The 26,625-nt window shown below is 70.7% G+C and carries 23 protein-coding genes; 11 read left to right on the forward strand and 12 right to left on the reverse strand.

Annotated elements, in window-relative coordinates; all coding sequences use genetic code 11:
* The first annotated feature begins 50 nt into the window (after nt 1–50).
* Together ACQUQF_RS03600 and ACQUQF_RS03605 are read left to right on the forward strand one after the other, a co-directional pair.
* Nucleotides 51–584 carry a DUF5815 family protein gene (locus tag ACQUQF_RS03600; RefSeq protein WP_435175797.1) on the forward strand — a complete coding sequence of 178 codons (534 nt, stop codon included), beginning with the start codon at nt 51–53 and terminating at the stop codon, nt 582–584.
* A gap of 119 nt (nt 585–703) precedes the next feature.
* Nucleotides 704–925, forward strand: coding sequence for a hypothetical protein (locus ACQUQF_RS03605; RefSeq protein ID WP_435175799.1), 222 nt, complete (start codon nt 704–706; stop codon nt 923–925).
* A gap of 28 nt (nt 926–953) precedes the next feature.
* On the opposite strand, the gene ACQUQF_RS03610 is transcribed toward ACQUQF_RS03605, so the two are convergent.
* Nucleotides 954–1,916, reverse strand: coding sequence for a diacylglycerol/lipid kinase family protein (locus ACQUQF_RS03610; RefSeq protein WP_435175801.1), 963 nt, complete (start codon nt 1,914–1,916; stop codon nt 954–956).
* Between the two features lie 55 nt (nt 1,917–1,971).
* Here ACQUQF_RS03610 and ACQUQF_RS03615 point away from each other — a divergent pair, with 55 nt between their 5' ends.
* Together ACQUQF_RS03615 and ACQUQF_RS03620 are read left to right on the forward strand one after the other, a co-directional pair.
* A complete protein-coding gene (locus tag ACQUQF_RS03615) occupies nt 1,972–2,697 on the forward strand; it encodes a CehA/McbA family metallohydrolase (protein ID WP_435175803.1) in 726 nt (241 codons plus the stop codon).
* 248 nt (nt 2,698–2,945) lie between these two features.
* Entirely contained in the window at nt 2,946–4,757 is a 1,812-nt protein-coding gene (locus ACQUQF_RS03620) for a hypothetical protein (protein WP_435175805.1), read from the forward strand.
* 128 nt (nt 4,758–4,885) lie between these two features.
* On the opposite strand, the gene ACQUQF_RS03625 is transcribed toward ACQUQF_RS03620, so the two are convergent.
* Nucleotides 4,886–5,299, reverse strand: a complete 414-nt coding sequence (locus ACQUQF_RS03625) for an Lrp/AsnC family transcriptional regulator (RefSeq protein WP_435175807.1) — start codon at nt 5,297–5,299, stop codon at nt 4,886–4,888.
* Between the two features lie 102 nt (nt 5,300–5,401).
* On the opposite strand from ACQUQF_RS03625, the gene carA reads away from it, so the two are divergent.
* Together carA and ACQUQF_RS03635 are read left to right on the forward strand one after the other, a co-directional pair.
* Complete coding sequence (gene carA, locus ACQUQF_RS03630) at nt 5,402–6,475, forward strand: glutamine-hydrolyzing carbamoyl-phosphate synthase small subunit (RefSeq protein ID WP_435175809.1); 1,074 nt, start codon at nt 5,402–5,404, stop codon at nt 6,473–6,475.
* Between the two features lie 81 nt (nt 6,476–6,556).
* Entirely contained in the window at nt 6,557–7,543 is a 987-nt protein-coding gene (locus tag ACQUQF_RS03635; protein WP_435175811.1) for an LLM class flavin-dependent oxidoreductase, read from the forward strand.
* A 14-nt stretch (nt 7,544–7,557) separates the two neighbouring features.
* Here the strand turns inward: ACQUQF_RS03635 and ACQUQF_RS03640 are convergent, their stop codons facing one another.
* Nucleotides 7,558–8,550, reverse strand: coding sequence for a metallophosphoesterase family protein (locus ACQUQF_RS03640; RefSeq protein WP_435175813.1), 993 nt, complete (start codon nt 8,548–8,550; stop codon nt 7,558–7,560).
* Nucleotides 8,551–8,751: 201 nt separating this feature from the next.
* Between ACQUQF_RS03640 and ACQUQF_RS03645 the strand changes: the two genes are divergently transcribed.
* Entirely contained in the window at nt 8,752–9,660 is a 909-nt protein-coding gene (locus ACQUQF_RS03645; protein ID WP_435175815.1) for a Vms1/Ankzf1 family peptidyl-tRNA hydrolase, read from the forward strand.
* Nucleotides 9,661–9,688: 28 nt separating this feature from the next.
* Here the strand turns inward: ACQUQF_RS03645 and ACQUQF_RS03650 are convergent, their stop codons facing one another.
* Together ACQUQF_RS03650 and ACQUQF_RS03655 are read right to left on the reverse strand one after the other, a co-directional pair.
* On the reverse strand, nt 9,689–11,362 hold the full coding sequence (locus tag ACQUQF_RS03650; RefSeq protein ID WP_435175817.1) for an oligosaccharide flippase family protein: 1,674 nt from the start codon (nt 11,360–11,362) through the stop codon (nt 9,689–9,691).
* A 230-nt stretch (nt 11,363–11,592) separates the two neighbouring features.
* The gene (locus tag ACQUQF_RS03655) at nt 11,593–13,008 is read right to left on the reverse strand and encodes a dihydrolipoyl dehydrogenase family protein (RefSeq protein ID WP_435175819.1); all 1,416 of its coding nucleotides are present in this window, start codon (nt 13,006–13,008) and stop codon (nt 11,593–11,595) included.
* A 179-nt stretch (nt 13,009–13,187) separates the two neighbouring features.
* Between ACQUQF_RS03655 and ACQUQF_RS03660 the strand changes: the two genes are divergently transcribed.
* The 3 genes from ACQUQF_RS03660 to ACQUQF_RS03670 all read left to right on the forward strand — a co-directional run bounded on the left by ACQUQF_RS03660 (nt 13,188) and on the right by ACQUQF_RS03670 (nt 17,202).
* Nucleotides 13,188–13,904, forward strand: coding sequence for a helix-turn-helix domain-containing protein (locus ACQUQF_RS03660; protein ID WP_435175821.1), 717 nt, complete (start codon nt 13,188–13,190; stop codon nt 13,902–13,904).
* Between the two features lie 186 nt (nt 13,905–14,090).
* Entirely contained in the window at nt 14,091–15,521 is a 1,431-nt protein-coding gene (locus ACQUQF_RS03665) for a cupredoxin domain-containing protein (protein ID WP_435175822.1), read from the forward strand.
* A 175-nt stretch (nt 15,522–15,696) separates the two neighbouring features.
* Complete coding sequence (locus ACQUQF_RS03670; RefSeq protein ID WP_435175824.1) at nt 15,697–17,202, forward strand: FAD-dependent oxidoreductase; 1,506 nt, start codon at nt 15,697–15,699, stop codon at nt 17,200–17,202.
* 137 nt (nt 17,203–17,339) lie between these two features.
* Here the strand turns inward: ACQUQF_RS03670 and ACQUQF_RS03675 are convergent, their stop codons facing one another.
* On the reverse strand, nt 17,340–20,435 hold the full coding sequence (locus ACQUQF_RS03675) for an MEDS domain-containing protein (protein ID WP_435175826.1): 3,096 nt from the start codon (nt 20,433–20,435) through the stop codon (nt 17,340–17,342).
* Nucleotides 20,436–20,726: 291 nt separating this feature from the next.
* A complete protein-coding gene (gene secY / locus ACQUQF_RS03680; RefSeq protein WP_435175828.1) occupies nt 20,727–22,205 on the reverse strand; it encodes a preprotein translocase subunit SecY in 1,479 nt (492 codons plus the stop codon).
* A 190-nt stretch (nt 22,206–22,395) separates the two neighbouring features.
* Here secY and ACQUQF_RS03685 point away from each other — a divergent pair, with 190 nt between their 5' ends.
* Nucleotides 22,396–23,109 (forward strand): DUF6663 family protein, encoded by a 714-nt coding sequence (locus ACQUQF_RS03685; protein ID WP_435175830.1) that lies wholly within the window; start codon nt 22,396–22,398, stop codon nt 23,107–23,109.
* Between the two features lie 325 nt (nt 23,110–23,434).
* On the opposite strand, the gene ACQUQF_RS03690 is transcribed toward ACQUQF_RS03685, so the two are convergent.
* From ACQUQF_RS03690 to ACQUQF_RS03710, 5 genes are all read right to left on the reverse strand, one after another.
* Nucleotides 23,435–24,094 (reverse strand): HAD family hydrolase, encoded by a 660-nt coding sequence (locus ACQUQF_RS03690; protein WP_435175832.1) that lies wholly within the window; start codon nt 24,092–24,094, stop codon nt 23,435–23,437.
* A gap of 372 nt (nt 24,095–24,466) precedes the next feature.
* Nucleotides 24,467–24,958 (reverse strand): uL15m family ribosomal protein, encoded by a 492-nt coding sequence (locus ACQUQF_RS03695; RefSeq protein ID WP_435175834.1) that lies wholly within the window; start codon nt 24,956–24,958, stop codon nt 24,467–24,469.
* 2 nt (nt 24,959–24,960) lie between these two features.
* Complete coding sequence (rpmD, locus tag ACQUQF_RS03700) at nt 24,961–25,425, reverse strand: 50S ribosomal protein L30 (protein WP_435175836.1); 465 nt, start codon at nt 25,423–25,425, stop codon at nt 24,961–24,963.
* Nucleotides 25,425–26,069: a 30S ribosomal protein S5 gene (locus tag ACQUQF_RS03705; protein ID WP_115797429.1), complete on the reverse strand. Its 645-nt coding sequence runs from the start codon at nt 26,067–26,069 to the stop codon at nt 25,425–25,427. Before ACQUQF_RS03705 ends, rpmD begins: the two co-directional genes overlap by 1 nt.
* Nucleotides 26,070–26,072: 3 nt before the next feature.
* Complete coding sequence (locus ACQUQF_RS03710; protein ID WP_435175838.1) at nt 26,073–26,624, reverse strand: 50S ribosomal protein L18; 552 nt, start codon at nt 26,622–26,624, stop codon at nt 26,073–26,075.
* Nucleotide 26,625: the final 1 nt, after the last annotated feature.

Here is a 26,625-nt window from a genome sequence, read left to right on the forward strand (position 1 = left end):
CGGTTCCCCGAGTCGCGGCCTTTAAACGCGCGAGTCACCAACCGGGAGACATGGCAGAACCGCGCGTTCCGGGCGGCCGCGGGGCCGAGCTCGAGCTCCCCTGCGGCGAGTCGGTCCACGTCCACGACCTCGACATGGGCATGCGCGAGTACGACTGCGCGTGCGGCGAGGCCCACGCGGTCGTGACCGACGTCCACCCGCCCTCCCGCTTCGTCCCGGAGTTCCTCGTGGAGGTGCTCCGGGCGACCATCGACACCGACGACGACCTCGGCGAGTTCGGCACGCCCCACGTGATGGGCGTCGTGCTCGAGGAGTTCCCCGAGGACGTCGTCAGCGAGAACGTCGAGGACGACCAGGACGTCGGCTACGCGCTGGTGTGGGTGACCGACTTCGACTCCCGGCGGCTCCACGAGATCGTGGTCGAACTGCTCGTGGAGCTGATGGAGCACGCCGTCAGCCACGCCGACGACGACTCCGCGATGGCCCAGTTCGAGGAGGACATGCTCGACTTCGACGTCTCGGCGTTCGTCGACCAGTACCGCCGGGAGCGGGACTTCTCGGGCCCCCACGACCAGGCGGTCTGACAGCCGCCGCCCTCTCGCCGGACCCGTCGATCCGCATCTCTTGACAGTTAGATTTCATATGTCTGACGCCCGTCTGACTGAACCATAAGTGGCAATCAGTCACATACTGGAGTAGACCCATGGCTCAGTGCGCGAGGGAGTACGACCGGATCCGGACCGTCCTCGCCGACGCCGACGCCGACGAGCCGTTGACCGCGCGCGAGATCCACCAGTTGCTGGAGGCACGCGGCGAACCGATCGAGAGCGCCCACCGCGTCGCCACCGTGCTCGGGCGGCGCGCCCGGCGCGGCGAGGTGACCGTCATCCGGTCGTCGCCGTACCGGTACCGGCTCGACACGTAGACCGGCCGTCGAAAACAGCCCGACGCCCTCAGTCCGGCGTCGGCTCGTAGTTCTCGCCCACCGGGAGTTCGACCGTCTTCTCGCCGGTCGCCATCGTCAGCGAGCCGTGCGAGCTCGTCTCGCCGTCGAAGCTGAACCCGACCGGCTCGTCGCGGCGGACCTCCACCCGGAGCTCGGACGCCTGCAGGGTGGTGACGTGCTCGGTCTCGTCGCCGAACAGCCGGTGGATGGCGGTCTCCTGGAGCAGGTCGGCGGGCGGCGTCCGCTCGACGATGGTCGCCTCCAGCAGCCCGTCCTCGCAGTCCGACTGGGCGCGGCCCTCGGCGGGGAATCGCCGGGCGTTGCCGACCAGCACCATCAGGGCCTCGCCCGACCACGTCCGGTCGGCCGCCGGGCAGTCGGCGTCGACCGCCAGCGGGAGCGCGTCGAACTCCCGGAGCGTCCGGAGCCCGTTGAGCACGTAGGCAAGCACGCCCAGCCGGCCCTTCAGCTCGGGGGACGTCGAGGCGCTGGCCTCGGCGGTCAGCCCCGCGATGCACGAGTTCAGGAACAGCTCCCCGTCGGCGGTCGCCACGTCGATGCGGCGGCGCTCGCCGTCGGCCAGCAGCTCGAAGGCGTGCTCGACGCTCTCGATCCCGAGGTTCGACGCGAAGTTGTTCCCGGTCCCGGTCGGGACGACGCCGAACGTCACCTCCCCGAAGGCGTCGGCGGCGTCGAGGCCGCGGGCCACCTCGTTGATGGTACCGTCACCGCCCGCGGCGACGACCCGCTCGGCGCCCGCCGCGGCCGCGAGCCGACCGAACGCGACGGCCTCACTGGGTTCTCGGGTCTCCAGCACCGTGAACCCGGCCCCGTCGGCCAGGCCCCGGACCTGCTCGCGGTGATCGCCGTTCCCGCTGACCGGGTTGAGAACGAGCACGCTGTCGTTCCGGTCACCGCCGCCGTCGGGGAGAATCGGTTCGCCCGTGGGTTCGCCCCCGCTGTCGGGCATGTGACCTCGAATTGGGGGCAGAAAGCAAAAGGTCTACCGGCTGGTACAGTTCGGCGTGTACACGGTCGACCTGCACGCGCACACGCGGTTCTTCCACGGCCGCGAGCGGGCCGCGGCCTACTACGACCCCGTGGGGGTCCGGCTGCTGGCCGGGGCGGCCCGACTGCGGGGGCTCGACGGGGTGGCGCTGACCAACCACGACTACTACCGCGAGTTCGACCTCGGCGACGCGGCGCCGGGCGGCCGGTTCGCCGCGACGGTCCCGGGCATCGAGATCTCGACCACCCACGGCCACGTCCTCGCGGTGGGGCCCGATCCGCCGCGCCGGACCGAGCCCGGCGAGCTCTCGCCGGCCGAGGCGGTCGACCTGGCCCACGACCGAGACTGCGCGGCCGTCGTCGCCCACCCGTACCGCAACAGCACGGTCCGGGAGGTCGACGCAGACTTCGACGCGATGGAGATCAACGGCAAGCACCCCCGGACCGAGGAGTGGGTCCGGGAACTGGCCGACCGCCACGACCTGCCGCTGGTCGGCGGCAGCGACGCCCACTTCCCGGTCGAGGTGGGCCGGGCCTACACCGAGGTCGACGTCGAGGAGTTCTCGCCCGAGGCCGTCGTCGAGGCGATTCGGGACGGCCGGGTCCGGCCCCGGGTCGGCCGAGGGACGTTCAACCGCGCAGTCCGGTCGCTCTACCGCCGGGTCCACGAGGGGAAGGACGACCTCCAGGAGCCCGAGTGGCTGGAGTCGCCGGGCGTGGGCGACCCCCCGAAGTCGAAGTGACCGTTCGGCCGGTGCTGCCCCGACCCCGGGTCGGCGTCTCCGCATCCCGGACCCTGATTCGTACAGACGGCGTCGAATCCGGTTCGTCGCACCAGATAGCTGGCCACCGTCGCGCCTGTTCTGTCTGCATTGACCCAATTATTCACTCTCTAATTTCACTTAAGATTATCCGATCGTTCCGTATCCCGTGTCAGAGTAGTTCATAATTAACTAACTCCGAGCGGTGGAATTATTTCGCTCGCTGCGCCATGAGACGAACACGAGGAGACACAGAACGAGACGGTAACGGCCCGTCGATGGACCGACGCCGGCTGCTGCAGACCGCCGGCGTCGGAATCGGGAGCCTCTCGCTCGCCGGGTTCGGCGGCGAGGTCGCGACCGCCCGGGCCGACTGCGCGGACGGCCCGTTCGAGCGGACGTACGAGGGCGCGACGGTCAACCTCGGACAGATCCGGGCCGACCGGGCCCGCGGGGAATCGCCGGGGTCGGTCGCCGCGGCGAGTCCGGGCGCCGACGCGACCGCCGCGGACCTGCGCGCGGCGGCCAGCGAAGGCCGGGGACGACAGCCGCCCCGGAGGGCCGCCCAGGAGTCGAACCTCGACGACCCCGGGCCGCTGACCGCCGAGACGGAGTACGACGGGGTGAACGCCGCCGGGACGCGGGGCGGCGTCCCCTCGGACTCGCAGGTCGCGGCGGGCGACGGCAAGGTCGTCCACGCGCTCAACCGACAGGTCGCCATCTTCGACAAGCAAGCGGGTCGCCGCCAGCACCAGTTCCCGCTGGAGCGGCTCTGGGAGCCGGTCATCCCCGAGCCCGAGGGCGGCTTCGTCTACGGCGCGCCGTTCGTGTTCGACCCGCGGGCGCGCTACGACCGCGGTGACGACCGGTTCGTCCTGGCCGCGACCCAGTACGAGCCCGGGCTGACGACCGACGGCGAGGTCATCGACCGGGAGGCCCTGGAGGAGGGCGAGTTCGACGCCGAGCGGGTCAGCCGGCCGCCGCGGGGCTGGTGGCTCGTCGCGGCGTCGGCCACCGGCAACCCGAACGGCGAGTGGCACGTCTACCGCGTGCCCCCGATCCGCAACGAGGGGCTGGTCGACTACCCGACGCTGGGCCTCGACCGCGACGGCGTCTACCTCGCCCAGAACTTCTTCGGCGAGGTGTTCGAGGTGACGACGGTCGCGCTCGACAAGGCCGCGCTGTACACCGGCAAGCCGGCGACCGCCAACCACTTCACCGGGCTGAGCGACCCCGACGCCGACGGCCTGACGTTCACGGTCCAGCCCGCGCTCCAGCCGTTCTCGGGCGGGAGCGGCGGGACCTACTACCTGGTGAACGCCGACTTCCCCTCGCCCGACGCGAGCCCCGGCACGCTCACGCTCTGGGAGCTCACCGACCCGGTCGGCGATCCCGCCCTGACGTGCCACACGCTCGCGGTCGACCCGTACAGCTACCCGCCGCCGGCCCGCCAGAAGGGCGGCGACGACACCGACCTCGTGGACACCCTCGGGACCCGACTGATGAACGCCGACTTCGACGACGGGTCGCTGTGGACCGCCCACACCGTCCAGTACGACTGGGACGGCGACGGCCGCGCGGTCGCGGCGGTCCGGTGGTACGAGATCGACGTCGCGTCGCGGTCGGTCGTCCAGAGCGGCGTGTGGGGCGAGCCCGGCGCCTCCTACTACATCCCGACAATCGGGGCCGACGACGGCGCGGCGGTCATCGCCCACAACGCGAGCGGCCCGGACACGTACGTCCGGTCGGTCGTCGCGGGCCGGACCGCCGACCACGAGCCGGGGCGGCTGGAGGACGCGCTCGTGGTCCAGGAGGGCGCGTCGAACTACGACTTCGGCGAGGGGTTCGGCACCGTCGAGAACCCGCTGCGCTGGGGCGACTACAACGGCGTCTCGGTCGACCCGCAGTCGGGGCGGTTCTGGACGGTGAGCCAGTACTCGCCCGACGTCGAGATTCCGCCCGAAGCCGAGGAGCGCGACCCCTACAACACCCGCATCGCCGAGGTGTCGTTCGAGGGGGACGGGTCGGAGACGGACGGCTGAGGACGGTTCGACCCGCCGACCGGGAGACGGCGCGCTCCGCGACCCCGATTTCCCCTGTCGTTCCGGTCGAGAAGACGGATTCCGCCGGCGAGAAGAGCGTCCCCGACGCGCCGCGCGACCGCGCGACGTCAGCCCAGCTTCTCGTCCAGGATGAGTCGGGTCTTGGTGTTCACGACCTCCTCCAGCTCGCGGGCCCGGGTGATGAGCCGGTTGACGCTCTGGGTGTCGGCGGCGTCGACCACCAGCACGATGTCCTCCTCGCCCGAGACCTGCCAGACGAAGTCGACCTGCTCCCAGTCGGCCACCCGCTCGCTGAGCGACGAGGTGTTGACGTCGACCGCCACGTCGAGTTCGATCATCGCCTTCACGTTGCCGGTCTGGGTGGCGACGGTGAACCGCTCGATGACCCCCTCGTCGGTCATGCGTTCGACCCGGTTCCGGACGGTCCCCTCGCTGGTGCCGACCTCCTCGGCGATCTCCGTGTACGGTTTTCGGGCGTCTCGCCGGAGGATGCTCAGGATGTCGCGGTCGAGTTCGTCCATTGAGATGTGAGGGTAGTCCGGGACCCCACTTGATGATTACGAAATTCGTAATCTCACTACGAAAGCAAGGTTTATACGGGTGGGTTTCGTATGAATCTCGTAATGTCGGACGCATACGTCGCGCTGGAGGGCGGCAGTGTCGTGGAGGCGCGCTGTCGCGCTCCGGGCACGTCCCACGGGGAACTAGTGTTCACGACCGCGTACACCGGATACGAGGAGAGCCTGACCGACCCCTCCTACGAGGAGCAGGTCCTGACGTTCTCGTACCCCCTGATCGGGAACTACGGCGTCCGAACCGAGCGATTCGAGGACGACCGCGTCCACCCCCGCGCGGTCGTCGCGCGCGAGCTCACCGACGACGTCGCCGAGTGGCTCGCCGACGAGGGCGTGCCCGCGGTCGACCACCTCGACACCCGCGACCTGGTGGGCCAGATCCGCGAGGGCGGCGCCATGAAGTGCGGCATCTCGGCCGGCCCCGACGCCTCACCCGAGCAGGCCAAGGAGGCGCTCGCGGACTGCCCCGGCATGAGCGAGCACACCGACATCGGCGCCCAGGTCAGCGTGGCCGATGCGACGACCTACGAGGGCGGCGACGGCCCCGACGTCGCGCTGATCGACTGCGGCGCGAAGGGCAGCATCGTCGACTCGCTGCTCGCCCGGGGCGCGACGGTCCACGTCCTGCCCTACGACGTCTCGCCCGAGAAGGTCGCCGCGTTCGACCCGGACGTGCTGTTCATCTCGAACGGACCGGGCGACCCTGCGAACTTCGAAGCCGCCCGGGCGCTGGTCGAGGAGTTCGCGGGCGAGGTCCCGCTGGCGGGCATCTGCCTGGGCCAGCAGATCATCGCCCGGGCGCTCGGCGGCACCACCGAGAAGATGGCCTTCGGCCACCGCGGGGTCAACCAGCCGGTCCGGGACCTCCGGACCGACCGGGTCGTGATGACCACCCAGAACCACGGCTACACCGTCGCCGAGCCGGGTCCGGAGCTCGACGTGACGCAGGTCAACGTCAACGACGACACCGCGGAGGGCCTGGAGAGCGACGACCTGAACGTCATCACCCGCCAGTACCACCCCGAGGCCAACCCCGGCCCGCACGACAGCCTCGACTTCTTCGACGACGTGCTCGCGATGGCCGGCGACGGGTGTCGAACGCCGGCCGCCGCGGCCGACTGAGAACCCAGACGACCGGAATTCTCACGTCTTGTTCGCACCGCGCCACGCGCCTTTTTCACCGTCGGCGTGGTGGATAGCGCCATGCCGACCGACCTGCTGCTGCCCCAGACGACCGACCTCGACACCACCGCCCTCGGCGTCCGTGCCGAGGAGTTGGGCTACGACGGCCTCTGGCTCGGCGAGCTCTGGGGCGAGAGCGCCGTCGTCCGACTCACCGACATCGCCGCCCGGACCGACGAGGTCGACCTGGGAACCGCCATCCTCAACGTCTTCTCGCGGTCGCCCGCGGTGCTGGCGATGACCGCCGCCACCCTCGATCGGGTCTCGGACGGCCGGTTCCGGCTCGGCGTCGGCACCTCGACGCGGAAGGCCGTGGAGGACCTCCACGGCGCGGAGTGGGACGCACCGAACCCGGTCCGGCGCGCCCACGAGACCATCGAGCTCGCGACGGCCTTCCTCGGCGACGGGGGCCGGGTCGACTACGGGGGCGAGGTGTTCGACGTGCAGGACTTCCCGCCGCTGGACGCGGACGTTCCGATCTACCACGCTGCGCTCGGGGAGGCCAACCGGCGCGTGGTGGCGCGGCTGTGCGACGGCTGGATTCCGCACAACGTCCCGTTCCCGGACCTCGACGACGCCTACGCGTACATCGTCGAGCAGATGGAGGCCGCCGGCCGCGAGGCGAGTATCGACGTCGCGCCCTACGTCCCCGCCGCGGTCGGCGACGACCCCGAGGAGGCGAGGGACGTCATCCGCGGCCACGTCGCCTACTACGTCGGTAACGGCCGGGGGTACGAGCGCGCGGTCGGCCGGCGGTTCCCGGACGAGGCTCAAGCGGTCGCCGAGGCCTGGCGCGACGGCGACCGCGGGACCGCCGCCGACCGCGTCACCGACGAGATGGTCGCGGCGCTCGGGGTCGCGGGGACGCCCGACGAGGCCCGCGAGCAGTTCTGGGCCGTGGCCGACGTCGACTGCGTGACCCGGCCGATGGTGACCATCCCGAGCAACGCCGACGACGAGACGGTCGAGCGCACCGTCGAGGCGTTAGCGCCGTCGAACGCCGATTAGAGGAAACGGGATTCTTACCGCTCGTCCGCCAGCGGCAGCTCCGCCAACTGCCGCTCGACCACGTCGCAAATGCTCGCGCTCCGGTCGGAGTGGGTCTGCGCGAGGTCGTAGGCCTCCGCCAGGCCCTCGTCGTCGGCGATCGGGACCAGCCGGAGCGTCGTGCCCTCCGGACCGATCTCCGCGAGCACGTAGGCCTGCGGGAACGACGACAGCGCCGGGCAGACCAGCCCCCGGACGTCGCCGGTGATCGCGGCAGGGAGGTGGACGTGGCCCGAGACGTGGAGCGCGTCGTGGCCGGAGAGCGCCTCGACGAGCGCGGGCGCGTCGCCGACCGGCGGGTGGGGCGCGTGGCCGTCCGGGCCGACCGCGGCGTCGAGCCCCGGCAGGTTGTGGTGGCTCGCGACCAGCGCGGCGTCGGTCTCGGGCAGCGTCGCTTCGAGCCACGCCAGCTGGTCCTCGGAGACCGCGCCGTCGTGGGTGGCGTCGAGCGCGCCGTCGGGCGCCGACGCCGAGTTCAGCCCCAGCACGTCCACGCCGCCCAGCCGCGCCCGGAACGGGAACTCGTCGGGCGCGAATCGGTCGGCGAACGCCGCGACGGAGGGCGTGTCGTGGTCGTCGAACGCCTTGGGCACGTCGTGGTTGCCCGGCACCGCGACCGCGGGCGCGTCGAGGTCGGCCAGCGCGTCGGCCGCGGCGTCGAACTCCGCGGGGTGGCCGTCCTTCGTCAGGTCGCCCGCGACGACGACGCCGTCCACGTCGCGCTCGTTGGCGTCGGCGACCGCGGCCCGGAGGCGGGCTTCGGTCCGGTGGTAGGCCTTCCAGGTGCCCTCCTCCTCGGTGGCGACGTGGGGGTCGGAGAACAGCGCGAGCGTCGTGGGCGTCTCGGCGCGGGGGCCGGCGAACCGGGCCAGCGGGGCGGGTTCGCCGCCGAACTCGAATTCGGAATCGTCAGCGTCGGGTGCCGACGCGGCGTCTCGTCGGGTGACTGCGGTTCCCTCGGTAGTCATTTCTCGGTCGGAGCTAGCCGACTGACGCCCTTAAACGTGCCGCCGAAAGTATATATTTAGCACCGTATTCTATATATTTCGTAGCGGCATCGGTGTCGGTCGCGGCGGCGCCGGTCCCGACCGGCGCACGGCGCTGAGCTGCTCCGGAACCGTCCGGCCGAACAGAAACTACAAGGCGCCTCCGCTCGCCACTTCCGCCGAATGCTCGACGAGCTGCTCGGGCGCGCGGAGCTGAAGGAGCGCATCGCCGACCTCGAGGAGGACAAGCGACACCTCGAGCGCCAGCTGGAGGCCGAGGAGGAGCGCCGGGCCGAGGCCGCCACCGCCCGCCAGGAGGCCGAGGAGCGGGTCAACCGGCTGGAGGACCGCATCGCCGAGCTCGAAGACCGGGTCGAGCGCACCGAGGGCGGCGCCGACGCCGGCCTCGACTTCCGGGGCGCCGAGTCGGTCCGGGGCGACCGGCTCGCCGACGTCCTCGACCGGCTCGACTCGGTCGAGACCGGACCGGAGGCCGCGCTGACCGCGATGGTCGGCGAGGGCGGCGACCTGCCCGACCCGGTCGAAGACGCCTTCGGCGACCGGGCCGCGCTCGTGGACCGGGCCCGGCCCTGCCTGGCGGTGACCGACGACGCCGGCCTGGTGAGCGCCGCGCTCGCCCCGCCGGTCGCGCCCGACCCCTTCGCCGAGTGGGCCGAGGGGTTCCGGCTCGACCGCGAGTGGTTCCTGCCGACCGGCGGGTTCGCGCTGGCGCTGGTCCGGTCGGACCTGTTCGCGCTCGGCGTGTACGACGGCCGCGACCGGGTCGCCTTCGAGGGGTTCGAGAGCGACGTGAAGGGCGACCACTCGAAGGGCGGCTTCTCGCAGGGCCGGTTCGAGCGCCGGCGCGACGCCCAGATCGACGAGCACCTCGAGAAGTGCGAGGCGGCCGTCGACGACGTCCTGGCCGACGAGGGCGTCGACCGGCTGTTCGTCGCGGGCCAGCGCACCCTGCTGGGGGAGTTCGACGACCGGGCCGACGCGACCCGGCCGGTCGACGCCACCGGCGAGCCCGAGGCCGCGCTCGACGACGCGTTCCGCGAGTTCTGGACGACCCGGCTGTACCTGATATAGCTCCGGCCGTTCCCCGTTTCGCTCCCACTCAGGGCCGCGGCCGGGCGTCCGCCCAGGGCCACGCGATCCGAATTGCGCGGGACACGTCGCCCAGCGCGCGCCGGGCGACCCCGCGCACCTCGACGTCGACCGCGAACAGGACCACGCCGTAGGTCACCAGGCCCGTCGCCGCCAGCGCCGCGAGCCCGTGCCACCCAGTCGTCACGGCCGGAACCGCGGCCCGGAGGCCCAGCACCGCCGCGACCAGCGCGGCCCCGGCCGCGAACTGCGACTGGACCGTCGCGGGCAGCCTGGCGACCTCGGCGCCCTCGGCCGCGAGCACGCGGTGGAGCAGCGCCCAGCGCACCAGCTCGGCCGCGATCGTGGCGACGACCGCGCCGACCGCCGACCCGTACCAGACCAGCGGGACGCCGACGACGACGTTGACCGCGAGCGCGACCAGGCTGACTCGGAACGTGGCGTCGGGCCGGTCCAGCGCCTTCGCGGCGTCGTTGAGCGGTTCGCGCTGGGTCTGGACGACCCGGTAGACGCCGAGGCCCGCGACGAAGCCCGCCGCGCTCGCGTACTCCGACCCGTAGACGGTGACGACCGCCGGCCGGGCGAGTGCGAGCGCCAGCCCGCAGACCGGGATCGCCAGCAGGCTGCTGTACGCCAGCCCCCGGGTTATCTCGGGGCCGACGTCGCGGTCCAGGCTGGCGAGGTTGCTGACCCGCGCGAGCAGGCCGTCGAGGATGACGTTCGAGAGGATGGTCGCGGGCACCGTGAGTTCGAGCGCGACCTCGTAGCCGCCGACCGCGCTGGCGGTCACGAGCGCGCCGATGAGGAACACGTCGAACCGGGTGTAGGCCTTGCCCGCCAGGTTCGTCAGGATGTTCCACCGGGCGTGCGACCAGACCGAGGCGACGGTCGCCCGCGAGGGCACCTCGGGCCTGACGCCCAGGCAGTACAGCGTGACGGGCACCCAGACCGCGGTCGCCGCGATCAGGCCGCCGGCCATCCCAGCCGCGCCGAGGCCCATCGCGACCAGCGCGAGCTGAAGCGGGAGCCGGACCGCGGTCCGCCCGAGGTCGATCCAGTTGGTGACGCCGACCCGACCGGTGCCCGCGAGCAGGAACTGCATCGGGACGAACGTCGAGATGGCGACGAACAGCGCCGCCACCAGCAGCGGGGCGTCGGCGACCCCGGTATAATCGCGGAGCGGTCCGGCGAGCGCGACGGCGCCGACCGCGACGACCGCGCTGTTGAGGCCGATCGCGCCGAGCGTCAGCCCCAGTATCTCGCCGTTGGGCGTGTCGGTCTCGGCGAGTCGCTTCTGGCCCGCGCCGGCGAAGCCGTGGGTGAACCGGGCCGCGAACTGGGCCAGCGACAGCACGAGGTAGAACCCGCCGTACACCGCGGGCCCCACCGTCCGGGCCATGTACGTCGACCCGGCGAGGCCCACGACGAACATCAGGAGCTTCGCGGTGGCGCCCTTCAGCACCTCGACCCGGAACGACACCTCGCTGGCGTCGGGGCCGGTCGCGGGGTCGGGCTCGCCGCCGCTCGCGGGGTCGTCCCCGCCGCCAGTCGCGTCCGTGCGGCCCGCGCCGTCGGACGTCCGGCCCGCATCGCCGGACGCCCGACTCGCGGGCTCGTCGCCGGGGGCTGGCTGTCGGTCGCTCGGTGCGTCGGTCGCGTCGGAGGGGGAGGCGGAGTCGCTCATGGGGACGGGCGGGACGCCGCCGAACCCCGGCCGCCGGACGGGTGACAGCGCCGTCGGACGGATAGCGAGAGCCGCGGCTAGCGGCCGCGAGACGGCCCGGGGCGACGGGGACGCGGGCGGCGTCCGGAACTCGTCCGGCGCCTTTCGATACCACCGGGAAAAAGCTACCGCTCACCGCCGGCGGTGCGAGGCGGTGCCACCACCGGAAAGCGGGAGCCGGAGCCGGCCCTTCAGATGCCCGTGGGCGGGTGGCCGCGGGCCTCCCGGAACGCGCCCTGGACGACCTCCGAGAGCGCCGGGTGGACGTGGATCGTCTCGGCGATGCGGTCGGCGTCGGCCCCCGCCGCGACCGCGGTGGCGACCTCGTGGACCAGCATCGAGGCGTGGGGCCCGACCACGTGGAACCCCAGCACCTCGCCATCGGGCGCCGCGAGCGCCTTGGCGAAGCCGTCCTGGACCAGCGCCGACCCGAGCGCGGTGTCGTCGTACGCGAAGGTGCCGACGTCGTAGTCGTCGCGGTCGAGGTCGCCCTCGGTCTCGCCCAGGGACCCGACCTGCGGCGACCCGAAGACGGCGTGGGCCATCCCGGGGTAGTCGACGCTCGCGCGCTCGCCCCGGACCGCGTTCCGGACCGCGAACTCGGCCTCCCGGTCGCCCGAGTGCTTGAACATGTAGTTGCCCGCCACGTCGCCGATGGCCCACACGCCGTCGGCCGACGTCTCCAGGTACTCGTCGGTCTCGACGAACCCTTTCTCGTCGGTGTCGATGCCCGCAGCGTCGGCGTTCCACGAGTCGGCGTTGGGCCGCCGACCGGTCGCCAGCAGCACCTCGTCGCCGCGGAGTTCGAGCTCCTCGCCGTCCTTCGATTCCGCGCGGACCAGTTTGCCTCCCTCGACCGCTCCCTCCTCGGCGTCGTCCCCCTCGCCCTCGGCCAGTTCGGTCACCTCGTACCCGGTGTGGACCTCGTGGCGCTCGGCGTAGGCGTCGGTCGCGAACTCGGCGACGTCGCGGTCCTCGCGGTCGAGCAGCACCTCGCTGCGACCGACGATGGCCACGTCGGCCCCCATCGCGCCGAAGAAGTGGCCCATCTCCGCCGCGACGTAGCCCCCGCCCGCGATCACGAGCCGGTCGGGGCGCTCGCGGAGGCGGAGGGCGTCGGCGCTGGTCAGGAAGTCGACCTCGTCGGTGCCCGCGATGGAGTCCGGAATCATCGGTCGGGAGCCGCCGGCGAACACCACCCTCTCGGCGGTTATCTCCTCCGGTCCGTTCTCGGCGTCGACCTCGACGGTGCGCTTGCCGACGAACCGGCCCTCCGCCCGGAAGAGGGTGATGCGGTCGCTCTCGCGGGCGGTCTCGGCCTTCGACTCGGCCGCGTTCGTTATCTCCCGGTTCACCTCGTCGACGACGTCGGCGAACGCGACGTCCTCGACGCTGGCGTCCACGCCGAGCGCGCCGGCCCGTCGGACGGTCTCGGCCACGTCGGCCCGGTGGATCAGCTTCTTCGAGGGGTTGCAGCCCCGGTTGAGACAGGTCCCCCCGAGCCGGTCGCGCTCGACCAGCGCCACGTCCAGCCCCTCCTCGGCCGCGGCCGACGCCACGACGTTGCCGGTGCCGCCGCCGAGGACGAGCAGGTCGAACTCGGTCATGCGGACAGTAGGCGGTCGAACCTGAAGAAACTCCTCGCCGCGGCGTCGGTCGACCCCGGTCCCCGGTCGTCGCCCGCGGGTCGTCACGTCCGTTGGGCGACGGGCGTCCCCGGGGGTCGGTACCGGCGGGGACGACCCCAGCCAGAAACGGTATCCGGAGACTAGTGGTAGCGATGAACATGGCTCTGATCGAGGAGGACGTGGAGGCGTACGAGTGTCCCGTCTGCGGTAGCCTCGGCCGCCACGAGGAGGTCCCGTGCTGCGCCGAGTCGCGGGACCCGGTCAGCGACGTGGTGACCTACGACCGGCCGGACACCGAGTCGGTCCTCGCGGCGGTGTTCGACCTCTCGTCGACCGACCTGGCGATCTGCCGGGCGCTCATGACCGAGGAGGAGGCGACGGCCGAGGACCTCGCGGCCGAGCTGTCGCTGGACAGGACGACCGTCAACCGGCGCCTCAACCACCTCGACGATCTCGGCGTCGTCGAGAAACGGCCCCGCGGCCTCGAGCAGGGCGGACAGGTCAACCAGTACTCGCCCGTCCCGCTCGACGAGGTCCACCGACGGCTCCAGCTGGGGCTGTACCGGTGGCTGGCCGACGCCGAGACGGTGCTCGACGAGTTACACCGCGAGAAGCTCGAACTGCTGGTCCGGGAGGCGGAGGTCGACCCGACCGACGACCCCGGCTCTCGGGCGGTCCGGGGCGAGGAGACCGCCAGGGAGGACGCAACGCAGAGAGCCGCGACCGGAAGCGCAGACTCGCCTGCCGCCGGAGGCGGAGGCGACTCCGGGGCCGCGAACACCGACGGAGCGGGGACCGACGACGCCGATTCACGTGCCGATTCGGACGGGGAGCGGTCGCTGGTAGACCGACTGCTGGGTCGTTACCGGTCCTGAAGTCGCCGGTAATCCCCACGTATTGCGGCTGTTCTCCGGGCCGGTGGCGCCGACAGCGGGCGCGTCGGGGACGAGGCGGGTACACCGCGTCCGGACCCGGGCCGCCGAGCGGAAATGCACTGCTAGCGCACGAACGATTCTCCCGGTTTATCCGGGGCTGTCCCGTCGCCAGACGGGGGGAGGACAGTGACAGGAGACCGCAGATTCGACAGGCGGGAGTTCATGCAACTGAGCGGTATCGCGGCCGCGAGCACCTTCGGCTTCGGGGAGGACGTGCCGGTGCGGACCGAGCGGGCCGAGGAGTTCCACCGGTTCCCGACGATCGAACTCAGGGCCCACCAGGACCCGGGGAGCGTCGTCAACTGGGTGCTGCCCGGCAGGCGGACGCTGAGCCGGTTCACCTTCGGGACGCCCGACCAGCCGTACAGCCTGCCCGACCACTGGATCAACGTGGCCGAACCGCCGGTGGCCGACGTGCTGCGGGAGTTCCCGCTCCCGTCGGGACTGCCCCTCGAGGCGCGGGCGGTCAACGAGGACGGAACCCGCTTCACGCACACGACGATCCCGACGCCGTTCAGCGACAAGTACAGGACGACCAGCGGGAGCTTCGACATCACCTACACGAACCGGCGGCTCCGGGACAGGACGGGCAAGGACGACCCCGACCTGCCGAGCGACGACGTCGAGCTGAGCTCGACGTTCACCGACCCGGCCGGCAACGAGTACGAGCTCCGGCTCCAGAAGGTCATCGAGCCGCTCTGGCCCAACTACGCGACGGGCGGCGGCGTGGTGACGACCGAGCTGCTGCACGGGGTGACCGGGACCGGCACGCCGCTGATGCCCCGCATGATGGCCTACGGCGCGATGTGGTCCATCGGGAAGCTCCTCATCAACGGCGAGGTGGTGGACAAGAACCGGGTCATCCACTTCATGACGACCGAGATGGTCCGGGACAGCCAGTACCACCTGGTCACGACGAAGGACCTCCCGCTCTCCGAGGACGAGGCGTATCTCGGCTATCCCCACCACACCCACGGCATCCTGCCGCCGGTCAAGATCACCGAGCAGGGGCCGACGTACGACCCGGTCCCGACCGCCTTCGAGCTCCCGAACGGCCAGAAGCAGCCGTTCATCCACATCATGTACGACAAGGACGTCATCGACGAGTTCGTCGTCAAGCAGCCCGAGGCGGGCGGGGCGGGGACCCGGACGACCACGGCGGCCCGCCAGACCACGACGGCCCGGCAGACCGCGACGGCAACCCAACGGGCCCAGCAGACGACCACCGCCGACGTGGCGACGAGCTTCTTCATCGGCGGCGAGGTGGCGGGCTGGCAGGCCCTCCAGCAGGGGCCGATCTCCGAGGGCGTGAACCCGACCCTGAACCTCGAGACCGGCAGGCGCTACGAGGTGACGTGGCGGAACCTGGACGGGCTGCCGCACAACTTCGCGATCGTCGACTCGAACGGGAACGTCCTGCTCGCGACCGACATCATGTCCCGGCAGGGCGAGACCCAGACGGTCACGTTCGAAGCGACCGAGCGGATGGCCGAGTACCTGTGCCAGGTCCATCCGAGTTCGATGCGCGGCGAGATCGCGTTCGGGGGTGGCGGGTAGCCGGTGACCGGTAGCGGCTGGGACCCGACTGCCGGCGGCGACGGACCGCCGCGGGACGCGCCGGCAGCGACCGCCAGTCCGCGGTGTCGTGGGGGCGAACAACCACTAGTGGCCCGGAGCCGAGGCATCGACCATGAGGAAAGGGGGATCTAGGCTACCGCTTCCCGACAGCGCGATGTCGTACTGGGTGGACTCGACGGCCCAGCCGTCGCATCCGGAGCTGACCGAGTCCACCGAGGCGGACGTGGCGGTCGTCGGCGCCGGCATCGCCGGCGTCTCCACGGCCACGTTCCTCGCCGAGGAGGGTCACGACGTCGTGTTGCTGGAGGCGAATCAGGTCGCGCGTCAGACGACCGGGCACACGACCGCCAAGGTGACCGTCGCCCACGGCCTGCGGTACCACTATCTGATCGAGACGTTCGGCGAGGAGCGGGCCAGACTGTACGCGGACGCCAACCGGACGGCGCTCGAGGAGATGGCGTCCCGGGTCGACGAGCGGAACGTCGACTGCGAGTTCACGCGGGCGTCGGCGTACTCGTACGTCCCGTCGCTGAAGAAGGAGAAGAAGGTCGAGCGGGAAGTGGACGCGGCGCGGCGGCTCGGACTCGACGCCTCGTACGTCACCGAGGTCCCCGCGCCGGTCGACGCGGCGGCCGGCGTCCGGTACGACGACCAGGCCCACTTCCACCCGCGGAAGTACCTGCTCTCGCTGCTCGACGCGTTCGAGGACCGCGGCGGCCGGATCTACGACGACACCCGGGTGACCGAGATGGAGACCGGGTCACCGCACCGGCTCCGGACCGACAGCGGCCGGGTCGAGGCCGACGACGTCGTCGTGGCGACCCACTACCCGTTCTACAAGCGGTTGCTGTACTCGATGCGGACGCTGCCCGGCCAGGAGTACATCCTCACCGGCACCGTCGACGGCGAGGTGCCGGAGGACCTCTACTTCAGCGCGGGTCCCAAGACCCACTCGTTCCGCCCGATCCCGACCGACGACGGGACGATGCTGCTCGTGGAGGGCCACAGACACCCGACCGGTACCGGCGGGGACACGGCGAGACTCGTCCGGGAGATCGAGTCGTTCGCGACCTCGCGCTTCCCGATCGAGGAGTTCACCTACCGGTGGTCGGCCCAGGACTACATGACGATGGACCGGGTCCCCTACATCGGCACCATCTCGCCGTTCTCCGACAGCGTCTACGTCGTCACCGGGTTCGGCGGCTGGGGGATGACCCACGGGACGGTCGCCGGACTCCTGCTCACCGACCTCGTCGCCGGTCGCGAGAACGAGTGGGAGCGGCTGTACGACCCCAACAGGATTCCGCCGGTGAGGTCGATGAAGCGGTTGCCGAAGGCGGGCGCGAACATGCTGAAGCAGTTCGCGAAGGGCCACCGGCCCCTCGGCGACGGAGAGAGCGTCCCGGACTTGGAGCCGGGCGACGGGAGAGTCGTGAACGTCGACGGCGAGACGCTCGGACTCTACCGGACCGAGGACGGCGAGTGGCGGGCGGTCTCGGGGACGTGCACGTACAGCGGCTGTACGCTCAAGTGGAACCCGGCGGGCGAGAGCTGGGACTGCCCCTGCGACGGCTCACGGTACACCGTCGACGGAAGGGTGTTCGACGGACCCGCACAGGAGGACCTGCGTCGGCGGGCCGTCTCGGTCCGGCGGTCGTAGCGGCAGTGTCGTCGGACTCGGGCCGCTCGCTCACTCGCCGAACAGCCCGTGCAACGGTAGCCAGGCACGGCCGCATCGCGGCCGGCTCCGGGCCGAAATCGGGACCGGACCGGACCGCGGTACCGACTCCGACCGCTTCAGCCGAGGTCGCGGAACTCGAACCGGGCGCCACCGCGTTCGCTCTCGGTGACCGACACGTCCCACTCGTACACCTCGGCGAGTTTCCGGACGAACGCCAGCCCGAGGCCGGTCCCGCCGTTGTCCGCGGTCGTCGTGTACCCCTCGTCGAACACCGCGTCGCGGTCCTCGGGCGGGATACCGTCGCCGTCGTCGGCGACGTAGAACCCGTTTTCGAGGTCGCCGACCCTGACCGTCACGTCGGGACCGCCGTGTTCCACCGCGTTCTCGAGCAGGTTCCGGAACAGGTGCCGGACGTACGTCTCGTCGGCCTCGATGGTGCGGTCGAGCTCGACGTCGAGCGCGGCATCGGGCGCCTCCACGGTGTCCCACCCCTTGCGGGCCATGTCGGCGAGGTCTACCGGAGTCCGCTCGCTGATGGCATCGCGGCCCCGCGTGAGTATCAGCAGGACGTCGACCATGTTCTCGATGCGGTCGAACGCCTCGGTGACGTACTCGACCGCCTCGGCGTCGGCATCGGCGGGGAGCTGGCGGCTGTAGATCTGGCCGATGGTGACCGGGTTCCGGAGCTCGTGGGCGAGCAGGCTCGCGAACGATTCGAGCCGGTCGTTCTTGCTCTCGAGCTGCGCTTCGCGCCGGTCGCGTTCGAGCTCGTAGCTCACGCACTGGGCCATCAGGTCGAGGAACGTGCGCTCGGCCTCGGTGAACGGCTTCTCCCGCGGCGTTTCGCTCGCGAAGCACAGCGTGCCGTACCGGTCGCCGCCGACGTGGACCGTCGCGGCGAAGTACGCCTCGAGCCCGTACTCCTCGTGGGCCGGGAGGTAGTCGAGCCCCGCGTCGGCCACGTCCGCGGCGGCGAGCGGGACGGACGAGTCGAGGTGCGTCTCGCAGAACGTCCCCGCGAGCGTGTCCACCGCGCCCGGCTCGATCATCTCGTGCGGACCGATGGCGGCGACGACCTCGAACTCGTCGTCGTCGACCCGGTTGAAGTAGCCGTTCTCGAGGCCGAATCGCTCGCGCCCCAGCTGGAGCAGCCCGTCGAGCTTCTCCTCGAACGACGCCCGCGAATCGGCGACGATGTCGTACAGCTCCCGCTGGTACCGCTCGTGCTTCTTGCGCTCTTCGATGTGCCGGACGTTCGCGAGCACGAGGTCGCGGCCGTCGAGCGTGATCGCCGACGCCGATACCTCGGCCGAGAGGTTCCGGCCGTCCCTGGTCCGGCAGTGGAGGTCCTCGCTCCACGCCGACCCCGTCTCGAGAACCTCCTCGAGGAACGCCTGGAACTGCTGGAACTCGTCCGGATGAACGTCCGAGGGGTGGAGTGACGCGAGTTCGTCACGGGTGTACCCGAGCATCTCCGCGGCCGCCGAGTTCGCGTCGACGAAGCCGTTCGCCTCGGGGTCGATCAGGAAGATGGCGTCGTTGCTCTGTTCGAACACCGTCTCGAACTTGGTCTTCGTCTGGCGGAGCTCGGCTTCCCGCTCCTTCTGTTCGGTCACGTCGCGGGTCAGCGCGACGTGGACGGTCTCGCCGTCCGGGCGTTCGAGCGGTGCGGCGTGCGATTCCATGTGGCGGCGCGTCCCGTCCAACCCGACGATGTCGAACTCCAGGGTCTCGCGTTCGCCACTGCAGACCCGCTCGTTGAACTCCCGGAACCGCTCGCGGTCCTCGGGGGCGATGAGGTCGTAGACGCTTTCGCCGGTCACGGCCGCTTCCTCGGGAGCCTCCACCATGTCCAGCCCGGCGGGGTTCATCTGGAGGAGGGTGCCGTCCGGGGCGACGGTCTTGATGCACTCGGGCGCCGTCTCGACGAGCGCACGTAGATACTCCGTCCGTTCACGGAGCTCGCGCTCGCGCTCCCGGCGCTCCAGTTCGTAGCCGACCCACTGGCCCATCAGCTCGATGTACCTGCGGTCCTGCTCGGAGAACGACGCCACGTTCCGGTCCTCGCCGGGAACGAAGGCGAGCGTGCGGTCGGCGCCGCCCTCGACCGGGACGTAGATCCCGAGATACCCCTCGACGCCGAACTCCTCGTAGACGAGGCGGTCGTCGTAGCCCTCGGCCGCGGGGTCCGCGATGCCGGCGGCCGCCTCGATGTCCGCGGCGGCCTGACAGTACGTCTCCGACAGCGGGAGCTCGGTGTCGACCTCGTAGTGTTCGTGGTCGCCGCTTGCGTACTCGACCTCAAGGCGGTCGCCGTCGGTGTCGACGCGGTTGAGGAATCCGAAGTCGACGTCGAACTGCTCGCAGCCGAGTTCGAACAGGGCGTCGAGTTTGGCCTCGAACGAGCGGTCCTGGCTCGCGGTGATCTCGTAGAGGTCCTGCAGGAACCGGTCGCGCCGCTGGAGTTCGGCCTTCGCCTCGGTCCGATCGCGGAGCGTCCGGAGCATCCGCTCGTTCTCGCGGGCGAGGTCGTCGTCGCCGAACAGTTCCTCGGGCGGGGTGTAGTAGAAGTTGTGGCAGGCCGCGCCGTCGTAGATGAGATGCGGATGGGTCCGGACGATGTTGTTGATGACCTCCGGAGCGAACAGGTCGCGGTCGTACTGGCAGATGGCGAGGACGTCCTCGGTGTCGAACAGGTCGTTGATCTTCGACTCGTACTCCATCAACTGCTCGACCGTCGTCGCGTCCTCCCTTATCCACGACATCTCGGCGACGAGCCGGAGCGCCTCGAACTCCTCGGTGGCCGCGGCGGTCGCGTCGGCGTAGAACCGGATCATCTCGTCGGGGTCGAACGACCCGTCCCGGAGGTAGGTCTCGTCGACGGTGTAGAACGTCAGCGCCCCCGAGTCGAGCGCGGCCTCGACGTCGATGCCGGCGTCTCGCAGCGTCGTCCGCACCTCGTCCTCGGTGCTCTGGTCGACGACGTACGCGATCTGCTCGCCGCGGTCGAGGCCGTGGCGAACGAACGGGACCGCAGCCTCGAACTTCTCCGCGGGCGTCTCGTAGACGTGGGCGAAGTGGTCGTTGCAGTCGTGGCCGTCTAGCTCCTCGACGGGACCGTGGAACTCGGGGCTCGACTGGAACGCCTCGAGGCCCGTCTCGAGCGTCACGGGCTCTTCCACGGGAGCGGTCGGGGACGCGTGCTCACTCACGGAAAACCCCTCCCGTTACCGTGCGACCGCAGTCCCGTGGCCCGCTTGTTCCGTCTCTCATTCTGTGTGCAGACAGTGGCCGAGCGGGCAAAAGGTTGCTGCACTCACCAACTGACAGCGGCGGTAACTACCACGCGATCCGGGTCCGCGACGCCGCTCACGGCTCTCCCAGCCGGTGGTCTGAACCGGTCCGCTCGGAGGACGAATCGCGACAGAACAGCGGAGGCGGTCGCGAGGGCCGACCGACAGCCCGGAACCGCCCGAAGGTAGCTCGCGTGTCGGCGGTCCGCCTTACCCGCCGAACATCTCGCGCATCATCGGATGCATCTCCATCAGCTGCTCCTCGGCGATCTCCTCGTAGAGCTTGTACGTGATGGAGACCGTCAGCAGCAGGCCGGTGCCGGAGACGCCGCCGATGGTGCCAAGCATGTTGGCGAGCACGGCCAGCAGCCCGACCAGCGCGCCGCCGATGACGGTGACCTGCGGGATGTACCGCTCCATCACCTTCTCGATGACGCCGGTGTTCTGGCGGAAGCCGGGGATCTGCATCCCGGAGTTCTGGATCTGCTTCGCGGTCGCCTCCGGGCCCATGTCGGTGGTCTCGACCCAGAAGATGGCGAAGATGGCGCCACCGATGACCATGAACGTCAGGTCGATGAGCACCCGGACGATGACCTGCCAGGGCTCCTGGGTGACCGCGCCGGTCCACCACATCCACTGCCCGCGGGCCTGGATGGGCGCGAGGTAGTAGAACAGCCCGCCCGTCGGCTGGGCGTTCGTCCCGTAGGTCCCCAGCCAGTCGGGCATGCCGCCCGGGCCGAGCTGGCTGTAGAGGATGCGGCCCAGGAACTGGATGTTCTGCTGGAGCGCGCGGACCAGGATCATCGGCAGGACGCTGGCGTAGATGAGCTTGACGGGGAAGCGACCCCGGGCGCCCTTCACGCGGGCGTGGCTCAGCGGGATCTCGACCCGGACGCTCTCGGCGTACACGACGATGCCGAAGATGAGCAGCGTCGTGACGAGCGCCAGCAGGTTGCCGCCGCCGATGAGCAGGTACTGGATGCCGTTACCGGTCAGCAGCGAGGGGACGTTCTGGGCGCTCCCGGTGAGGATGGCGATCCACGTCGGGAGCAGTCCGGTCTGGCCCGGGAGGCCGGGCCACGCGAACATGCCGCCCAGCAGCTTCTGGCTCACGCCGGCGATGATGAACAGCCCGATGCCGGAGCCGACGCCCCACTTGCTGATGATCTCGTCCATGAACAGGACGAGGATGCCGCCGACCGCGATCTGGGCGAAGATGAGCCACTGGACGCCCGCCGTGCCGATCCCCAGGCTCTGGACGACCTGCTGGTCGACCTGGAGGAAGCCGCCGGCGAACACCATCGGCAGACCCGTCAGGAAGATCATCACGACCACCAGCAGCTTCTGGAGGCCCTGATAGAGCACCTGGTCGCGGGGGTCGTCGGTGTCGAGGCCGAGCAGGTCCGCGCCGCCGAGCAACTGGAGGACGATGCTCGCCGTGACGATCGGACCGATGCCCAGCTGGAGGATGGTTCCCTGTCCGCCCGCGAGAATCGAGCGGAACTGCCCGAACGCGTCTCCGCCACCGCCGACGTTGATCCCGTACAGGTAGACGTTCGTGAGGAAGAAATACAGAACCAACACGCCCGCCGTCCATCCAAGCTTCCGCTTGAACGGGACGTGGCCCTCCGGACGCCTCACCGACGGCATCCGGGTGAGTACTGGTTCTGCGGCTTCTTTCCAACTCATGTATCTGCATACACCTGATGGGGGCTTGTATGTGCTTCGCTTTGAACCACGGCGTGCGTGTGAAGCGGCCCCATGCGAAGCCGCCGCCGCGTCCGGGTCGGGGCCGGACCGCCGCCCCGAGACGCCCCCGACCGACCGGCCGGCGCGGCGATGCGAGGCCTTTTCCCGCGGGTAGTCCGTAGCCGGACGCATGACCGACCCCATACCGGGAGACGTCCCCGCTGGCGAGGGGGGCGCCGACCGGGCCGGCGAGGGCGTCGACCGGCCGGGCGGCGAGTCCGCCGACGCGACCGACGGGGACGTCGACCCGGCCGGCGACGAGGCGACCCACCGCGTGCTCGCCGCGCCAGGCGACGGCCGGCTCCGACTGCTCGACCGCGAGACGTACGAGCCGGTCGTCACCGCCGACGCCGGCCACGGCGCGCCGGTCGCCGACCTCCGGCCGGGCTACCTCGTCGACGCGGAGCTCGACTGGTCGACCGCCGAACCGACGGTCCGGTCGGCGTCCGTCGTGCGCCCGACGCTGTACGCGTTCGGCGACGACGTCGACCCGATGTTCGAGGCGGCCAGGGACGCGTGGAACGACGCCCGCGCCGCGGGCGACGCCGTGAACAGTCGCGTGACCAGGAACACCGACAGCGAGGTCAACGGCGTCCTCTACGTGTTCGCCGAGGACGAGCGCAACGGGACGTTCGAGGCGTTCCGCGACGGGATCCGCCCGGTCGAGCCGCTGGTCGACAGGGTGAACGAGCGGGAGGGCCCGGCGCCCCGCGAGGTGTTCGTCCTGCGGCCCGCCGACGGGCGGTTCGTCGCCGTCACCATCGCGCTCCGGAAGGGCGGGCGGTTCGCCGACACCCTCCGGGAGACGTACGACCTGCCGCGACCGGACGAACCGCCGGCGTAGCGAGGGCTCGGCGACCCGACCGGCATCCTTGGCGGACTGAGAGGGCGAGCGTGGCCCGCGCTCGTCGTGGTCGTCTCAGCGACCCCTATCCGAGGCGAACCGGAGGTGAGCCGAGGATATGTCGCCGAGTCGTTCGAAAGACGCTTCGCGTCTTTCGTGATCACGAGAGAGCTTCGCTCTCTCGGACGACGACCGCGACCGGGCGGGGGCTTTCGGGGACACTGCTGTCGCGTTGCTTCCGGCTCTGCACGGAGCGAGGGCTTTCGGGGACCTCGCTTCGGTCGTCACTACGAATCTGAAAGCCGCCTTCCGAATGGAGTGGCTTTCAGCCGCTGCAGACCCGGTGGAGGTCGTCGAGGCACTCGATGTCCCACGTGGGCCAGACGTTCAGCTCCCAGTCGGTCCGGTGGGGCCGCCGGATGAACGCCGAGTCGATGCCGGCGTTCTCGGCCGCCCGGACGTCCGACTCGTTGTCGCCGACGAACAGCGCCGTGTCGGCGTCGAGGTCGGCCAACGCCCGGTCGATGTAGTGGGAGTCGGGCTTCCGGCGGTCGAGGCTCTCGATGGTCGCCTCGCGGCCGTAGGCGGTGTCGAAGTGGTGGCCGACGTCGAAGTGGTCGAGCAGGAAGTCGACCGTCTCCTGCTGGTTCGAGCTCACGATGCCCATCGAGACGTCGAGGTCGGCCAGGGTGTGGATGTCGTCGTAGGGGGTCTTGCGGCCCTCGCGGGCCTCCCGCTGCTGGGCCTTCGAGGCGGTGGCGTCGAGCGCCTGCCAGAACGTCTCGGCGTGGAGGTCGTACTCGTTGCAGACTTCGGCGACGCGGCCGGGGGTCGCTCCCACGGTCATGTCGTCGATGTGGTCGGGGTCCGGGTCGGTCACGCCGAACTGCGAGAACGTCTCCAGCGTAGCGTCGCGGAGGACGTCGAAGCTCGTGCGACCGACGAGGACACCGTCGTTGTCGAAGACGACGGTATCGTACGTCATACTACGTATAGCGGAGTGGGGCTGATAAACGTTTCACCCGATTTCCGCGCGCACCGGTCGCCTTGCCGGCAGTCCGGTCGAGCGACCGCGCCGGGTCCGCTCCGGTGGCCCTCCAGCGGCCTCCTGGCGGTTCGGCGTGACGATCATCTCCGGCGGCCCGGGGCGACGACCGCCGTCTGCCGGTCCGAGGCGGCGGAACCGTCCGGCGGCCGGAGGCGAACACCGTCCGGCGGCCGGAGGCGAACACCGTCCGGCGACCGACCAGAAACGAGTGACAGACCCGGGTCTGCGCCGCGGAATCGGGTCATCGTGAAAATCAGTCTGTGAGACGTCCGACGGAAGGACGGGAGAACGAACCCCGCAGCTACGTCGCTACTCCTCGTCGGCCGATTCGGCCTCGTCCTCGTCGTCCTCGGCCTCCTCGCCGCGGTCGCTGAGGACGGCGTCGCCGCCGGCCTCCTCGATGAGCTCGACCGCGCTCGCCGAGAAGGCGTCGGCGGTGACTTCGAGCTGGTTGCGGACCTGGCCGTCGCCGAGCACCTTGACGGCGTCGGCGTCCCAGCCGTCCTCGACGACGTCGCGGGCGTCGAGGCGGTAGCCGAAGTCGGTCTCCTCGGCGACGCCGTCGGCGGCCAGCAGGGCCGCGTCCTCGTCGAGCTTCTGGACCGTGACGGTCAGGACCTCCTCTTTGACCTTGTCCGGTCGCGAGAAGCCGTGCTTGCCGAGCGGTTCGTAGTTGTGGAACTCGTGTTTGGCGCGACCCGCGCGGCCGCGGCCGCCGCGGTGACCGGCGCCGCGCCGGTTCTTGTGGCTGCCGCCGCCGTGCGTGCGAGAGCCGCGCTGTCGTCGTTTCTTGTCCGTCATTGTTATCGCATCGCCTTGAGCAGCGAATCGATCTCCTCGGTCTCGTGCTTGCCGAGCTGGCCGCCCTCCTTGGTGGGGTGTTTCAGCCCGTCGTGGCCGCCGCGGGGCGGGTGGAGCCGGAGGACCGGCGAGAGGCCCTGCTCGCGCAGGGTCGTCTCCTCGTCGAGCAGCGCCCGGGCCAGGTCGGCCACGTCGTCGTAGTCGGTGTTGTCCGCGACCCACTCGTCGTCGACGTCGGCCGAGCCCTCGAGGGGCTCGCCGCGCTTGCGCAGCACCGTCTCCAGGACGTCCCGGCTGGGCTCGCCGTGCGCGGTGTAGTCGTTGACCTTCGTGATCATCCCGCGGTAGGCGTCGGTCTCGGGCACCAGCGTGCAGTGGTTCACGCGGTGGAGGTTCAGCATCTCCAGCGTGTCCTGCGTGCTGCCGTCCATGTCGACCTCGCCGCGGAGCTGGACGACCGCCTTCATCAGTCGGCCACCTCCTCGCTGAAGTCGGTCCGGCCCCGGGGACCGCGGGACTCCGCGGCGTTCTCCAGGGCGTTGTACGTCGCCTTCGCCAGGTTGAGCGTGGTCCGGGTGTTGCCGTGGCTCTTGGTCCAGGCGTTCTCGACCCCGCCAAGCTCCAGGATCTTCCGGACGGTGTCGGTCGCCGCCAGGCCGAGCCCGGTCGGCGCCGGGATCAGTTCGACCTCCACGCTGCCGGCCTTGCCGGTCGTCCGGCGGGCCAGCGAGTGGGGGCGCTCGCTGCGGTCCTCCCAGGACCCGGCGCCGCGGTTGACCCGGATCAGGTTGAGCTTCGCGATCTCGATGGCCTTCTGGATGGCGCCGCCGACCTGGTCGTCGCGGCCCTCGGCGTAGCCGACGTAGCCGTCCCGGTTGCCGATGGCGACGACGCACCGGAACTTCACGCGGCGACCGGAGTCGGTCATGCGCTGGACCATGTTGATGTCCAGCACCTCGTCCTCGAGTCCCGGCAGCAGCTGGTCGACCAGCTCGGGCTCCTTCAGCGGGAGCCCGGAGTTGAGGGCCTCCTCCATCGTGTCGATGTCGCCCTCGGCGACCTTGCGGCCGAGACGGGTCTGGGGTTCCCAGCCGTCGTGGTTAGCACACATAGGTTAGTCCTCCATGATGGTCTCGCGCACTTCGTCGAAGTGCTCGGGTAGTTCCGTGGCGTCGAACTCCCCGCTGTACAGCGGCTCGTCGAGCTGCTCGGCGTACTCGGCGATGTGCTCGCCGCGGTTGCGCGACCAGTCGGCCAGCACGCTGTCGTTGTGGGGGATGTCGAGCCCCGCGTCGATTGCGCCCTCCTGTACCGCGAACACCTTGCCGCCCGGCGTCGCGGTGTTGAGGCCGATGTCGAGCACGGCCTCGTCGAGGCCGGCGTCGAGCGCTCGCTTGCCCGCGAGCAGCCCCGTGAGGTACGCGGCCGGGAGGTTGCCCGTGGGGGCCTCCCAGCCGTAGTCCGCGAGATCGCCCGAGAAGGCGCTCGCGACTGTCTCGTCGCCCTCCGGACCCATCGTGATCAGCTGCGCCCTGACGTGCTTGTTGCTCTTGCGAGCGACCAGCCGGGGCTTGCCCGATTTCAGCAGGCGCAACCTCTGATGGTAGTCGGTCCGGACCTCGCGGCGACGGCGCATCGGCACCGTGTATCGTGGTCCTGTTGCCATG

The sequence above is a fragment of the Halorussus sp. AFM4 genome, assembly GCF_051194995.1.
Taxonomy (GTDB): Archaea; Halobacteriota; Halobacteria; order Halobacteriales; family Haladaptataceae; genus Halorussus.